The following is a 14966-nucleotide window of genomic DNA, read 5'->3' as shown; positions in this document are numbered from 1 at the left end:
CCGACATTCCGCGCCGTCATCCCCCGAGCGAGAACCCGCCGTCGCTCGTGAGCACCTGCCCGACGACCCACGACCCGGCGTCGGACGCCAGCCATCCGACGAGCTCCGCCGGGTCCTGCGGCCGCCCGAAGCGCCCGAACGGCATGGCGGCGAGCGTCTCCTCGACGCCGTCGAGCGGCCTGTCGGTCGTCTCGGGGTCGAGATAACCCGTGTTCACGGGCCCTGGGTTGATCGTGTTCAGCACGATTCCCTCGTCGAGGAGCTCGGCTGCGGCGGTCGACGTGATGCCCGCGAGCGCGGCCTTGCTCGTCGCGTAGGCGATCTCGCCGCGCATGGGCCCGTGGATCTGGCCCGAGGTCATCCAGAACACGTGCCCCCGCGGCGCGGCGAAGGGCCCCGTGCGCTCCCCGCGCTCGCCGGGCATCCGCGCCCTGTCGGTGCCCGCGCCCGACACGCGCCGGGCGTACTCGGCCGTGAGCAGCAGCGACGAGCGGGCATTGGCGTCCCAGAAGGCGTCGAGCCGCTCCGCCGTCATGCCGAGCAGGCCGCCGTCTCCCCCGCTTCGCGCATGGTTGCAGACGACGACGTCGAGCCGGCCCGTCAGGGCGAACGCGGCGTCGAGGAGCGCCGGGATCTGCGCCGCGTCCGCGAGATCGGCGCTCGCGTCGCCGAGGCGCGCGCCGTCGACGAGCGCCTCCCGGACGCCGTCGCGGACCGCATCCAGGTCGTCTCCGCCCCACGGCTGATCGAGGTCGTGCGGCCGGAAGTGATGGAAAAAGACGCTCGCGCCCCGCGACGCGAGCGTGCGGGCGACGGCGAAGCCGATGCCGCGGCGGCGGGAGACGCCCGTGACGAGCGCGGTCCGCCCGAGCAGGGGGAGCGAAGGGGAAGCGTGCATGCGTGAGCCTTTGCGACATGCGCCGACGGCGCGACGGGTCGGGAGCGGAGGCCGGCTCACAGGCATTGCATGCTGCGAGCGTACTCCCCTCGCGGGGGCTTGTCCTTGATCGGTGCGGAAGCACGGTGCACGGTGCACGGTGCCCGAACACCGGAGATCCGGCGAACACCGGATGCTTTCGCCCGTATCGATCCGGCGTTCGCGGGATCCCCGGCGCTGAGGGCCGGATGACGGCTTCCGCACCGGCGAACGGGGCGCGCCGCTCAGCCTCGGGCGGACAGGCGGCGTTGGATGCGGCGGGCGGGCCCGGCGAGCCCCGCCACGAGGATGACGACACCGGCGACGAGCACGACGGCGACGGTCCCCGTGACCGGGTCGACGGCGAGCACCCAGTCGATCGTCGCCGACTGCGCGTCGAGATAGCGCCCAGGGCTCGTCGCGACCCACAGCCCGGCGCCTGCGAGGGCCGTGAAGACGACGCCCCAGATGACGGACGCCCAGCGGATGCGCGGGCTCTCCTGCTCGGTGCCCGCCGCGAGCGCGGGCAGCACCTCGGCATCGGTCGGGATCGACGCCGTCGCGATGGGGGCGAAGACCCGCGTCTCGCCGTCGCGTGTTTCGTCCGTCCTGGATTCCCGCTCGCTCATCGCGTCTCCTCCTGCACCTGGATGATGATGCTTCCCGACCCCTGCGTCACGTCGATCGTCCGCACGATCCCGGTGTCGGCGTCGCCTGTGTGGCGCCACGTCACGACACCGTCCTCGGGGACGAGGTGCTCGACCTCGATCTCGCCCCCGGACGACGTGACGACCTGGACGTCGCCCTCCGCCAGGCGGAGCGTGGCGTCCAGCTCGACATCCGGGTCCACCGTCAGGAACGTCGTCCCGCTGCGCAGCCGGACATCGGCTTCACCCGGCTCCGCGTCGTTCGCCGTCACCGCGAGGTGCAGCTCCCCGAACGTCTGCTCGATGGCGTACTCCCCCGCGCCGATCTCGTATCCCGTCGACGAGGCGATCCCGAAAAGCCCGACGCTCGCGAACAGCGTCCCCCCGCCGACGACCGTGCACACCACGGTCATGAACGCGAGCGCCCCGCTGCGCCGCCGGAGGAGGCCCGCCGCGATCATCCCGGCGGCGGCCACGCCGCCCGCGGCGAGCAGCGCACCGGAGATCGACGCGACCATCTGGTCCGTCGGGGACGGCCATCCCTCGTCCTTCATCACGACGAGGGCGGTCACGGCGCCGAGCACGAGGGCGAGGCCCAGCGTCGACGCTCCGTAGGCGAGCGAGATGCGCGGACGGGATGCCCGTCGCTCGGCACGGAGCCGCGCCGACTCCTCCGCGAAGGCCTGCGACGCGGCCCTGCGGCGAGCGCGCTCCTCCTCCCTCGCGACCCGGTCCGCGTCGGCCTGCTGCTCGCGCCATCCCTCGTGCTGCTGATGCCAGGCCTCCTGCTGCTGGCGCCACGCGTCGAAGTCGGCGTCCCCTCCGAGACCGGCGGACGGATCCGCCGGAAGGGCCGCAGGGACGACGCCCGCGTCCTCCGGGTCCGCCTTCGTGGCAGGCTCCGGGGACGGCCCTGCGATGTCCGTCGCGCCCCGCTCCCCGATCCTCCCCGCGGACGGCTCCCCGAAGGGCGGGGCGACAGCCCCCGCTGCCGCCCCGCGGTCGGCGAGGGCTCCCTGGCCCCCGCCGAGGCCCCCGCCCGATCCGGGGGACGAAGACCGCGCGGGCCGCCGCACGAGCCAGAGGACGAGTCCGACCAGGCCTCCGACGACCGCGAGCGGAAGCAGGCCGGCGCCGACCGCATCGGCGAGGCCCCGCGAGTCGGGCCATCCGAACACGAGCCCTGCGAGCCAGCTGCCCGCCCACGTCGACACGACCGCGAGGAAGACCGTGATCCCCACGCCGAACAGCGCGGGGTCGTCCGCCCGCCCGCCGCCGAGCGGGCTCCTCCCCGTCTCGTCGGGGAGGAAGGCCCATCCGATCGCGTACAGCCACAGGCCCGGGAAGCCGAAGAGGGTCGCGACGACGAAGACGCCGCGCACGATCGCCGGGTCGACGCCGATGCGATGGGCGATCGCGGAGCAGACGCCCCCGATCCATGCGTCGGAGCGCACGAGGCCGAGCGAGCGGACCCAGAGGCCGAAGCGCCCGGGAGCGGGCGGCGCCGCGGCGCCCGGTGCAGACGCGGTGGTCGATTCGTTCATGCTCCGATCGTCGCGCGAGGCCGGCCCGTGCCGCCATGAGGGATGACCCTGATCCGACCCCGAAACCGTCCCGCCATATCGTGCCGGGGTGCTTTCATGGGGAGCATGACCGCTCTGCCCCTCCCCGTCGCCGGGTTCGCGCCGCACCCGCCGCTCGTGCGTCCGCGTCGCATGATGGTCGCCGGCGTCGCGGAGGGGCTCGCCGAGCACCTCGGATGGCGCACGGGCGTCACACGCGCGCTGTTCGTCTGCACGACGGCCGTGTTCGGTGCCGGCGCGCTGCTCTACGCGTGGCTGTGGGCTTTCGCACCGCTCACGCCGGGGGACGCACGCGTGACGCGCCGGGCACCGGTCTCGGTCGTCCTGCTCGGCGCCGCGGCGACGATCTCGCTCGTCACCACACCCGCGCTGCTCGACATCGTCCGATACGGCGACGGGGTCATGTCGCTGACCGTGGTCGCAGCCCTCGCCCTCGCGATCCCGCTGACGGCTGCCGGCGGCGTCTGGTCGGCCCTGTTCGACCGCACGGACCCGGCGCGCGGCCCCGCGCACGACCGCACGGCACGTGTGAGTTCCACGGCGCTTCTGGTCCTGCTCGCGTTCGGCTCGCTCCTCGTCGGCAGCGGCAGCGAGTACGGCGTCTTCGCCCTCCTCCTCGCGCTCGCCGCCGTCATGTGCATCGCCGCGGTCTGGTCGTCGACCTGGATCGCGCGTTTCCGCGAACTGCAGACCGCACGCGTCGAGGGCATCCGGGAGGAGCAGCGTTCCGCGATGGCGGCGCACCTGCACGACTCCGTGCTCCAGACGCTCGCCCTCATCCAGAACCGCGCGGGCGCGTCGAGCGAGGTGGGCCGTATCGCCCGCGCCCAGGAGCGGGAGCTGCGCGCCTGGCTCTACGACGCCGACGCTCCGGCCGACAGCGACCTCGCGACCGACCTGCGCGACTACGCGACGGCCCTCGAGCTCGACTACGAGGTCGCGATGACGGTCGTCTCCGCCGGCTCGTCCACCGAGCGCGCCAGCGGCGAGGTCGCGGCGGCCGCGCGCGAGGCGATGCTCAACGCCGCACGGCACGCGGGCGGCGACGTCTCCGTCTACATCGAGGGATCGCCCGGCGCGGTCGACGTCTACGTGCGCGATCGCGGTCCGGGGTTCGATCCGCAGGCGGTTCCCGACGACCGGCTCGGCGTGCGGGAGTCGATCGTCGCACGGATGCGGCGCATCGGCGGCGTCGCCACGGTCTCCCCGGGCGAGGGCGGCACCCAGGTCCACATCCGCTATCCGGCGGCGGGTGCCCGTGCCTGAGCTGACGGTCGTCATCGTCGACGACCACTCGATCTTCCGCTCGGGCCTGCGCGCCGACCTCGACCGGGCGCTCACGGTCGTCGGCGAGGCGGCGGACGTCGCGAGCGCCGTGTCGGTCATCGCCGAGACCCGGCCCGACGTCGTGCTGCTGGACGTCCACCTGCCCGGCGGCTCCGCAGGATCGGCGGGGGGTGAGGACGTGCTGCGGCAGGCCGGCCCCCTCGCACCGGCGACGCGGTTCCTCGCGCTGAGCGTGTCGGATGCCGCGGAGGACGTCGTGCGCGTCATCCGCGCCGGCGCCCGCGGCTACATCACGAAGGGCGCCTCCGGTGCGGAGGTCTCGGAGGCCGTGCGGCTCGTCGCCTCGGGCGACGCCGTGTTCTCCCCGCGGCTCGCCGGCTTCGTCATCGACGCCTTCGGGGCGGCCTCGGGCGAGACGGCGACGGCCGACGACGAGCTCGACCGTCTCTCGGCGCGCGAGCAGGAGGTCATGCGCCTCATCGCCAGGGGATACGCGTACAAGGAGGTCGCCTCCGAGCTGTACATCTCCGTCAAGACCGTCGAGACCCACGTGTCGGCCGTGCTGCGGAAGCTCCAGCTCTCCTCGCGGCACGAGCTCACGGCGTGGGCGACGGCCAGGCGCCTGCTGTAGTCACTCGGCGCCGCATCCGGTCCCGCGCGCGCCGTCCGGCACCCGAACACCGGGGATCCCGCGAACACCGGATGCTTTCGCCCGTATCGATCCGGCGTTCGCGGGATCCCCGGCGCTGAGGGCCGGATGACGGCGAGCCCCACCCGCGCACCCGCGCGTCGCGGGGTGCGAGACTGGACCCGTGAGCGACTTCGACTTCGGCAGCGCATACCGCCACGGCTTCGCCCGCGTCGCGGCGGCGACCATCCCGCTCGCGATCGCCGATCCGGCCGCCAACGCCGAGACCGTCCTCGCGAGCGCACGGGAGCTCCACGACGACGCCGTCGCGGTCGCGGTCTTCCCCGAGCTGTGCCTCTCCGGATACGCGATCGACGACCTCGTCCTGCAGGACGCGCTGCTCGACGACGTCGTGACCGCGATCGAGACGATCGTCGCGGCATCCGCCGACCTGCTCCCCGTGCTCGTCGTCGGCGCGCCCCTCGTGCACGGCAGCCGGGTCTACAACACCGCGGTCGTCATCCACCGCGGGCGGATCCTCGGCGTCGCGCCGAAGTCCTACCTGCCGACCTACCGCGAGTTCTACGAGCGCCGCTGGTACGCCCCCGGCGACGATCAGCGCGGCACGATCCGCGTCGGCGCGCGCGACGTGCCGTTCGGACCGGATCTGCTCTTCGAGGCGACGGATGTCCCCGGCCTCGTCGTCCACGCCGAGGTCTGCGAGGACATGTGGGTGCCCGTGCCCCCGTCGTCGCTCGCAGCGCTCGCCGGCGCGACCGTGCTGCTGAACCTCTCCGGCAGCCCCATCACGATCGCGCGCGCGGACGACCGCCATCTGCTGGGCAAGTCGGCCTCGGCACGGTGCCTCGCGGCGTACGTGTACGCGGCGGCGGGGCTCGGCGAGTCGACCAACGACGTCTCCTGGGACGGCCAGACGTTCGTCTACGAGGCGGGGGGCCTGCTCGCCGAGACGGAGCGCTTCCCCGACGGCGCGCGTCACGCCGTCGCCGACGTCGACCTCGACCGGCTGCGGCAGGACCGGCTCCGCCAGGGCACGTTCGACGACAACCGCCGCACGCTCGCCGGCCGCACGGAGTTCCGCACGATCTCCTTCGAGCTCGACCCGCCGCGCGGCGACGTGGGACTGCGGCGAGCGCTCGATCGCTTCCCCTTCGTGCCCGACGACCCCGCCCGCCTCGCGCAGGACTGCTACGAGGCGTTCAACATCCAGGTGACGGGCCTCGTGCAGCGCCTGCGGGCGATCGGCGACCCCCAGCCGGTCATCGGGGTGAGCGGCGGGCTGGACTCCACGCACGCCCTGCTCGTCATCGCCCGCGCCATGGACCGGATGGGCCGGCCCCGCAGCGACATCCTCGCGTACACGCTGCCGGGCTTCGCGACGAGCGACCACACGAAGTCGAACGCGATCGCGCTGGCCGAGTCGGTCGGCGCGACGATCGAGACCATCGACATCCGGCCCGCCGCGACCGAGATGCTGCAGAGGATGGGCCATCCGTTCGCCGACGGCGAGCCCGTCTACGACGTCACGTTCGAGAACGTGCAGGCGGGGCTGCGCACCGACTACCTCTTCCGGCTCGCGAACCACCACGGCGGCATCGTCGTCGGGACGGGCGACCTGTCGGAGATCGCCCTCGGCTGGGCGACGTACGGCGTGGGCGACCAGATGAGCCACTACGCCGTGAACACGGGCGTGCCGAAGACGCTCATCCAGCACCTCATCCGCTGGGTCGTCGCGGAGGGCCAGGGCGTCTCGCACGACGAGGCCGTCGTGCTGCAGTCCGTGCTCGACACCGAGATCAGCCCCGAGCTCGTGCCCGCGGGCCAGGACGGCAAGGTGCAGTCGACGGAGAGCACGATCGGGCCCTACGCGCTGCACGACTTCACGCTCTTCCACGTGCTGCGGCACGGCTTCCGCCCGTCGAAGATCGCCTTCCTCGCCGAGCGGGCCTGGGCCGATCCCGATGCAGGGGCCTGGCCCCCCGGCTTCCCCGTGGCGGACCGCTACGCCTACGACCTCGCGACGATCGTGAAGTGGGAGCAGGTGTTCCTCGAGCGCTTCTTCGGCTTCGCGCAGTTCAAGCGCTCGGCGATCCCGAACGGCCCCAAGGTGTCGCCCGCGGGATCGCTCTCGCCGCGCGGCGACTGGCGCGCGCCGTCCGACGGCAACGCCCGCGCCTGGCTCGCCGAGCTGAGGGCCGCACTCCCCGGCCTCGTCGACTGAGCTCATCCGGCCCGCGCTCCCGCGCCCCTTCTTCCCCACGAGAATCCACAGACGCCGCAAGAATGCGCGCGCCATCCGGACTCTCACCGGCCGGATGGACTCTCACCGGCCGGATGGACTCTCGCCGAGCCGGGGCGGTGCCCCGCGCGTATCGTGGCGACATGGACGGCTTCGCGGCGGTCGACTTCGCGCTCGCGCGAGAGGTGCTGCAACGCGGCATCGCGGCGCTGTACGTCGTCGCGTTCCTCTCGACGCTGAACCAGTTCCGCCCGCTGCTCGGGGAGCGCGGGCTCCTTCCCGCCCCCGCGCTCCTGGACCGGGCGCGCTCGTCGTCCCGCGCGGCGAAGGCCCTCCGTCCGACCGTCTTCCGCTGGATCCGGTACACGGACCGGCGGCTCGTCGCCCTCTGCGCCGGCGGCATCGCCGTGGGCCTCATGCTCGTCGTCGGGCTGCCGCAGGCGGGTCCGCCGTGGGCGCCGATGGCCTGCTTCCTCGCGCTGTGGCTCGGCTACATGTCGGTCGTCTCGATCGGGCAGACGTTCTACGGCTTCGGATGGGAGATGCTGCTCCTCGAGGCAGGGTTCCTCGCGGCGTTCCTCGGGTCGCAGGATCAGCCCCCACCGACGGCGATCGTCGTGCTCTTCTGGTGGCTCGTGTTCCGTCTCGAGTTCGGCGCCGGGATGATCAAGATCCGCGGCGGGAGGGAGTGGCGCGATCTCACCGCGCTCACCTACCACCACGAGACCCAGCCGATGCCGGGGCCGCTCAGCCGCCAGGCGCATCTGCTGCCGCGCTGGTTCCACCGCCTCGAGGCGATCGGGAACCACATCGCCCAGCTCGTCGTGCCCTGGCTCCTGTTCGCGCCGTTCCTCGGGCTCTGGCTGCCGGGTGCCGTGCCGCAGCTCGTCGGCGCCATCGCGGCGGCGATCGTCGTCGCTACGCAGCTGTGGCTCGTCGTCACGGGCAACTTCGCCTGGCTCAACATCGCGACGATCGTGCTCGCCTTCTCGGCGATCGCGGTGCCGCCCGCGGGCGTCCCGGCCGCGTCCATCCCCGTCCCCTGGCTCGTCGTCACATCCGGAGTGACGGCGCTGTACCTCGTGCTGAGCTGGCAGCCGCTTCGGAACCTCTTCTCCCGACACCAGCTCATGAACGCGAGCTTCAACCGCTGGAACCTCGCCAACGCATACGGGGCGTTCGGCACCGTCACGAAGGAGCGGATCGAGTTCGTGGTCGAGGGCACGCTCGATCAGGACGATGCCGGATGGCGCGAGTACGGCTTCCGCGGGAAGCCGGGCGACGTGCGCCGGCGGCCCTGTCAGGTCGCCCCGTATCATCTTCGGCTCGACTGGCTCATGTGGTTCCTCCCGCTCGGACGAGGCCTCGACGGCTGGTTCCTCGCGCTCCTCCTGCGTCTTCTCGAGGCCGATCGCGCCACCCTGCGGCTCCTCGCGCACGATCCCTTCGGCGGTCGCCCGCCGCGCGCCGTCCGCGTCGTGTCCTATCGCTACCGTTTCGCCACGCGGGCCGAGCTCCGCGACACCGGCGTGCGCTGGGTGCGCGATCGGCGCCGCACGGTCGTCCCGCCGTCCTCGCTCGACGCGTGACGCACTCCGTCCGACCGCCCGGCCTCCGTCCTCCCGTCCGCCGACCGGCATCCGCCCGACGGCGGCGGATGGGCCGGCGCTGGCCGGATGCGCTCAGCGCGACGCGCCGGGCGCCTCGGCCCAGATGCGGCGCTCGCGGGCGATGCGGACGAGCACGTCGCGCACGAACAGGACGGCGGGGCGCGACTCGCCCTCGGCCGTGACGGCGCACATCCGCCGGGAGGCGAGACGGCTGCGGATGGGCACCTGGACGCATCCGGCCGGCGTCGCGGGCTGCTCGGGCATGATCGCGACGCCGAGGCCGGCCGTCACGAGGCCGCGCACCGTGATGAGGTCCTCGCCCTCGAACGCGATGCGCGGGGTCAGCTCGCTGCGCGCGAAGAGCAGGTCGAGCGAGTCGCGCAGGCCGAACCCCTCGGCGAGGGTCACGATGGGCGACGCCGCGATCTCGGGCACCGACACCGACGGATGCGCTGCCAGCGGATGCCCGTCGGGCACGAGCGCGACCAGCGGCTGCTCGAAGAGCGGCACGACGTCGACGCGGTCGCCGAGGGGCGGCCTGTCGACGACGAGCGCCAGGGCGACACGGCCCCCTCGCAGCTGATCGATGAGCAGCGTCCTCGCGCCCTGGTGCAGCTCGAAGCGGATCTCCGGGCGATCCCGCCGCACCTCGCTCAGGACCTCGGGGATGAAGCGCTCGCCGAGCGAGGTCTGGAACGCGAGGGCGACCGTCACGGCGGACGATCCCGTGACGGTGTCGACGCCCTCCTCCAGCTCCTGCAGCGCGCGCCGGAACGCCGGGAGCAGTGCCCGGGCGTCGGGGGTGAGCCGAACGCCGCGGCCGTGCCGCTCGACGAGGGCGGCGCCGAGCCGCTGCTCCAGGGTGCGGATGGCGCGGCTCACGTTGGGCTGGGGCATCCCGAGGAGCTCGGCGGCCGCCGTGACGTGCTCGGTCTCGCCGACCGCGACGAGCACGGGGACGAGGGGGAGGATGGCGCGGAGTCGCGGAAGATCCATGCTCTGATGATATCGAACAAGGTATTCTGGTATTGGAACCGCATGGATGTCGCGCGCTAGCGTTGCCGTGTGACCTCGACCGCCGCGGGCCCGCGACAGCGCGCCGACGCCGAGAACGCGCCGACGCGCCGCCTCTCGGTCGCGATGTGGTGCGCCGGCGTCGCGACCTTCGCGCTCCTCCACGCGCCGCAGGGGCTCCTCACCTTCATCGCGGCCGACACCGGGCGCTCCGCCGCCGCCGTCGCGTGGGTCGTCTCGGGAGTCACCCTGGGTCTCGCGCTCTCCCTGCCGGTGTGGGCCGTGCTCGCCGGGCGCATCGGCATCGCCTGGTCCATGCGCGTCTCCGCCCTGTCCTCCGCGCTCGTCGCGCTCCTGCTGCCGTTCGCCCCGACCCTCGAGGCGCTCGTCGCCGGCCGCGTCCTGCAGGGTGCCGCGATCGGGGGCATCCCGGCGCTCGCCGTCGCGATGGTGCACGAGAGGCTTTCGGGACGGCTCGCGGGCGTCATCGCGGGCGGCTACATCGCCGCCGCGAGCGTCGGGGGTCTCGCGGGGCGGGTCGTGGCCCCCGTCCTCGCCGACCTCGGCGGATGGCGGAGCGGGCTGCTCGTCCTCGACGCGCTCGGCGCGGCCGTGACGATCACGATGGCCGTGCTGCTCCCCCGCACCGAGCCGTCCCGCACGCCCGCACGGCGAACGCTCCGCACCTTCGTCGCGCAGCTGCGCGATCGGCGCCTGCGTGCGCTCTTCCTCATGGGAGGGGTGCTCCTGGGCGCCATGCTCGGCATGTACAACGCCATCACGTTCCGCCTCGAGGCGCCGCCCTATGCACTGCCCGCCGCCGTGGTGTCCTTCGTCTTCCTCGCGTACCTCGGCGGCACCGCGGCCGCACAGCTCTCCGGGCGGCTCACGGCGCGCTTCGGCCTCCGGACGCCGCTCCTCGCAGGCTGCGCGCTCATGCTCGCGGGAGCCCTGCTCACCTGGGCGATCCCGCTGCCGCTCGTCGTCGCGGGCGTCGTCCTCGTCACGACGGGGATGTTCCTCGCCCACTCCGTGGCGAGCTCCGCGGTGGCGGGGATCGCAGGTCCCGACCGCGCGAGCGCGGGCTCGATGTACAACGTGTTCTACTACGCCGGGTCGAGCCTGTTCGGATGGCTGTGCAGCGCTGCGTGGAGCGCCTTCGGATGGCCCGCCGTCGTGGCCGTGCTCTCCGGCCTCGCGATCGCGGCGGCCGCCTGCGCGCTGTCGGCGACGGCGCCCGGCCGTCAGCCGCGGGCGTTGTAGACGGTGATCGCACCCGCGTCGGCGGCGGCGCGGTACTCGCGGAAGACGGCGATCGCCTCGTCCTTCGCGACGCCGTCGATCACGGCGATGCCGCGGGCCTCGAACGCGGCGGCCCAGTCCTCGATCATCGGCCCCTCGTCGAACGTCGTGATCTCCTCGCACTCGGGTCCGGAGCCGGCGATCGCGAGCGTCGTGATGCCCGACCACATCGCCGCGCCGTAGCACTGCACGCACGGGCGCCAGTTGACCACGAGCTCGTGCCGCGGCTGTCCCGCGCCGCCGAGGTCCCACGCGCCCACACGGGCCTGGGCGAGACCGAGCGCGGTCACCTCGGCGTGGCCCGACGTGACCCCCGTCGAGAGCACGACGTTGACGCCGACGGAGACGATGCGCCCCGTGTCGGCCTCGGCGACGAGCGCCGCGAACGGCCCGCCGTTGCCCTCGCGCCAGTTGCGGTCCGCGAGACGGTTCACGAGGGCCATGCGCTCCTCGAGGGTCGGGACGACGTCGGGGACGTCTGCGAGCTCGTCCTCGATCCACGAGGGCAGGGCGATGGTGTACGAGGCGGCGAGAGGCGGGAACTCCATCCCGCCAGCATGCGCCATCCATGTGTCGCGCATGTGTCGCGACCCCGCCCGGCGAAGAGGCGCCGACAGATCATCCGCGCGAAACGACAGATTGTGCGTCCGCCCGCTCACGGGGCGCGCGCGGGCGCTGGAATGGGGGAAGACGTCGTCGCACCGAAGCACGGCGCGGGTCTCCGCCGGAGGAGACCGGCAGCAGGAGGAGAGAGCACATGGGTTCAGCGAAGACCAGACGTCCGATGTCGAACAGGACGTTCCTCGCGATCTGGATCCCGGTCGTCGCGTTCGTCGCGATCGTGGCCGTGGGAGCGAACGTCGCGATCGGGATGTTCCGCGGCGCCATCGAGTCGTACATGGGGACGGGCACGTACGTCGTCAGCAACACCGCCGAGGGCGAGCAGCTCGACACCACGTACAACGAGGCCGGCTACGCGACCGAGGGCGAGGCGAAGGCCGCTTCCGCGGAGCTGGTGGAGGACATCGCCGACGAGGGCATGACGCTGCTCAAGAACAACGGCGCGCTGCCGCTCGGCACCGGCGCGGTCACCCTCCTCGGCCGCGGTGCGGCCGACCCCGTGTACGGCGGGTCCGGATCGGGCACGGCCGACACCCGCACGGCCGTGGACATCCGTCGGGGCCTCGAGAACGCCGGCTTCACGGTCAACGACACCGTGTACGAGGAGCTCGCCGCCTTCGCCGAGGCGAACCCGGCGTCCGAGGGCGGCCGGACGAACATCGTCATGGACAAGCCGGAGGAGTCCAACTACGACATCGGCGAGATGCCGGTGTCCGACTACTCGCAGGACGCGCTCGACAGCTTCGCCGAGTACGGCGACGCGGGCGTCGTGGTCATCGGCCGCGGCGGCGGCGAGGGCGGAGACCTCGCCACGAACATGGAGGCGTGGGACGACAACGCCGAGCCTGGGCAGCACCAGCTCGAGCTGAACCAGGACGAGAAGGACCTCGTCGCGCTGGCCGCCGAGAGCTTCGAGACGGTCGTCGTGGTGATCAACGCGTCGACCTCGATGGAGCTCGGCGTCCTCGAGGACGCCCCCGCCGTCGACGGCATCGTCCTCGCCGGGTCGCCCGGCGTCACCGGCTTCAACGCGCTCGGCGGCATCCTCAGCGGCGCGGTGAACCCCTCCGGGCACACGGTCGACGTGTTCTCGCGCGACTTCACGGCCGATCCGTCCTTCGTGAACTTCGGAGACTTCTCCTACTCGAACCTCGACGAGGCGTACTTCGTCGACTACGAGGAGGGCATCTACAGCGGCTACCGGTACTACGAGACCGCTGCGGTCGAGGGCTTCGTCGACTACGACGACGCCGTCGTCTACCCCTTCGGGTACGGGCTGAGCTACACGACGTTCGACTGGGCCGTCACGGACTCCGAGACCGGTGCCGTCGACGGCGAGATCTCGGTGGACGTCGAGGTCGCGAACACGGGCGACGTCGCCGGTCAGGACGTCGTCCAGCTCTACTACACCGCCCCCTACACCCCCGGCGGCATCGAGAAGGCCCACGTCGTGCTGGGGGACTTCGCCAAGACGGCGGTCATCGAGCCCGGCGCGTCCGAGACCGTCACCGTCACGATCGCCGTGGAGGACATGGCCTCCTACGACTCGGCCGATGCCGCAGCGTACGTGCTGGAGGAGGGCGACTACGAGATCACGCTCCAGACCGACTCGCACACGCCGAAGGACGGCGTCGACCCGATCGTCTACACGGTCGACGAGACGGTCGCCTACTCCGACGGCCGCGCGAGCGACGCCGATGCCGCGACGAACCGCTTCGACGACGTCACGGCGGAGTTCACGGAGGGTCGGCGCACCGAGTTCTCGCGCGCCGACTTCGCGGGGACCTTCCCGACGGCGCCCGAGGGCGACGATCTCGTCGCGAGCGAGGCGACGGTCGCGGCGTACGAGCCCTTCGACGCCTCCGTCCTCGCGGACGAGGACGCCGAGGAGCCGACCTGGGGCGCGGACGGCGACGTCTCGCTCGTCGACCTGCGCGGTCTCGCCTACGACGACCCGGCCTGGGAGGAGCTCCTCGACCGGCTGGAGCTCGACGAGGTGCTGACCATGCTGAACTCCGGCGCCTACAACACGGCCGCCTTCCCCGAGATCGGCAAGATCCGCACGAACGATCTCGACGGTCCCGCCGGGTTCTCCTCGTTCATCAACCCCGAGCTGTGGACGGGCACCGCGTTCCCGTCGGAGTACCTCATCGGGCAGACGTGGAGCAGGGACCTCGCCGAGCGGATGGGCGTGGCGATCGGCGACGAGGCGCTCACGATGGGCGCGAACGGCTGGTACGCCCCGGCGGTCAACCTCCACCGGTCGCCGTTCGCCGGACGCAACTTCGAGTACTACTCGGAGGACCCCGTGCTCTCCGGGGCGCTCGCGACCCAGGTGGTGGACGGCGCGCTCACCAAGGGCGTGTACTCGTTCACGAAGCACTTCGCGATGAACGATCAGGAGACCAACCGCGTGAACGGCGATGGGCTGTCGACGTGGGCGACCGAGCAGACCATCCGGGAGCTGTACCTCAAGCCCTTCGAGACGGTCGTCAAGGACGCCAGCGGCGAGGTGGAGTACTACGACGCCGACGGCGTGCTGCAGACGACCGAGATCGGCTCGACGGCCATCATGAGCTCGTTCAACCGCATCGGCGCGACGTGGGCCGGCGGCTCCGAGGCGCTCATGCACGACGTCCTGCGCGGCGAGTGGGGCTTCGAGGGCTTCGCGATCACGGACTTCAACCTCTACGGGTACATGTACCCCGACCAGGCCTGGGACGCCCGCGGCACGGACCTCATGCTCACGTTCGAGGGCTCGAAGACGATCGAGGACACCGCGAGCCCCGCCGCGCAGGAGAACCTGCGGTACGCCGCCCACAACATCCTCTACACCGTCGCGAACTCCAACGCGGTCAACGGGATGGCGTCGGGCGCCACGCTGAGCTACCAGCTGGCGGGCTGGGAGATCGGCGTCATCGCCGGGACCGTCCTGCTCGCGCTCCTCGTGGTGGCCGGGGTGATCTGGATCATCGTCCGGGTCCGCCGCCACAGGGCCCACCCGTCCATCGCCGCGGCGGGCGCCGAGTCCTACTGACCGGCATCCGCCACACGACCCGGGGCCGGGAGGCGCGCCTCCCGGCCCCGCACAGGAAGAC

11 protein-coding genes are annotated in these 14966 nt (G+C 72.6%); 6 read left to right on the top strand and 5 right to left on the bottom strand.

All coding sequences use genetic code 11. From position 1 onward, the window contains the following. Positions 1-16: 16 nt before the first annotated feature. From N8K70_RS02510 to N8K70_RS02500, 3 genes are all read right to left on the bottom strand, one after another. Complete coding sequence (locus N8K70_RS02510; RefSeq protein ID WP_317140042.1) at positions 17-898, bottom strand: SDR family oxidoreductase; 882 nt, start codon at positions 896-898, stop codon at positions 17-19. A gap of 263 nt (positions 899-1161) precedes the next feature. Continuing rightward, on the bottom strand, positions 1162-1545 hold the full coding sequence (locus N8K70_RS02505) for a hypothetical protein (RefSeq protein WP_317140041.1): 384 nt from the start codon (positions 1543-1545) through the stop codon (positions 1162-1164). Continuing rightward, on the bottom strand, positions 1542-3107 hold the full coding sequence (locus N8K70_RS02500) for a PspC domain-containing protein (RefSeq protein WP_317140040.1): 1566 nt from the start codon (positions 3105-3107) through the stop codon (positions 1542-1544). Before N8K70_RS02500 ends, N8K70_RS02505 begins: the two co-directional genes overlap by 4 nt. A gap of 105 nt (positions 3108-3212) precedes the next feature. Here N8K70_RS02500 and N8K70_RS02495 point away from each other — a divergent pair, with 105 nt between their 5' ends. From N8K70_RS02495 to N8K70_RS02480, 4 genes are all read left to right on the top strand, one after another. Continuing rightward, positions 3213-4412: an ATP-binding protein gene (locus N8K70_RS02495; protein ID WP_317140039.1), complete on the top strand. Its 1200-nt coding sequence runs from the start codon at positions 3213-3215 to the stop codon at positions 4410-4412. After that, on the top strand, positions 4405-5064 hold the full coding sequence (locus N8K70_RS02490) for a response regulator transcription factor (RefSeq protein WP_317140038.1): 660 nt from the start codon (positions 4405-4407) through the stop codon (positions 5062-5064). The genes N8K70_RS02495 and N8K70_RS02490 overlap by 8 nt, the downstream gene beginning before the upstream one ends. Before the next feature lie 181 nt (positions 5065-5245). Beyond that, positions 5246-7303: an NAD(+) synthase gene (locus N8K70_RS02485; RefSeq protein ID WP_317140037.1), complete on the top strand. Its 2058-nt coding sequence runs from the start codon at positions 5246-5248 to the stop codon at positions 7301-7303. A gap of 161 nt (positions 7304-7464) precedes the next feature. Beyond that, complete coding sequence (locus N8K70_RS02480; protein ID WP_317140036.1) at positions 7465-8910, top strand: lipase maturation factor family protein; 1446 nt, start codon at positions 7465-7467, stop codon at positions 8908-8910. Positions 8911-9003: 93 nt separating this feature from the next. Here N8K70_RS02480 and N8K70_RS02475 read toward each other — a convergent pair whose 3' ends face one another. Beyond that, entirely contained in the window at positions 9004-9927 is a 924-nt protein-coding gene (locus N8K70_RS02475) for a LysR family transcriptional regulator (RefSeq protein ID WP_317140035.1), read from the bottom strand. A 69-nt stretch (positions 9928-9996) separates the two neighbouring features. Here N8K70_RS02475 and N8K70_RS02470 point away from each other — a divergent pair, with 69 nt between their 5' ends. After that, positions 9997-11208, top strand: coding sequence for an MFS transporter (locus N8K70_RS02470; RefSeq protein WP_317140034.1), 1212 nt, complete (start codon positions 9997-9999; stop codon positions 11206-11208). On the opposite strand, the gene N8K70_RS02465 is transcribed toward N8K70_RS02470, so the two are convergent. Then, entirely contained in the window at positions 11190-11795 is a 606-nt protein-coding gene (locus N8K70_RS02465) for a nucleoside deaminase (protein ID WP_317140033.1), read from the bottom strand. The genes N8K70_RS02470 and N8K70_RS02465 overlap by 19 nt on opposite strands. Positions 11796-12004: 209 nt before the next feature. Between N8K70_RS02465 and N8K70_RS02460 the strand changes: the two genes are divergently transcribed. Further along, on the top strand, positions 12005-14905 hold the full coding sequence (locus N8K70_RS02460; protein ID WP_317140032.1) for a glycoside hydrolase family 3 N-terminal domain-containing protein: 2901 nt from the start codon (positions 12005-12007) through the stop codon (positions 14903-14905). Positions 14906-14966 lie beyond the last annotated feature (61 nt).

Origin of the sequence: Microbacterium sp. AB, assembly GCF_032878875.1 — a bacterium.
Classification (GTDB): domain Bacteria; phylum Actinomycetota; class Actinomycetes; order Actinomycetales; family Microbacteriaceae; genus Microbacterium; species Microbacterium betulae.
Note: the sequence above shows the minus strand (reverse complement) of the source record. Positions and strands in the feature narration are given on the sequence as shown.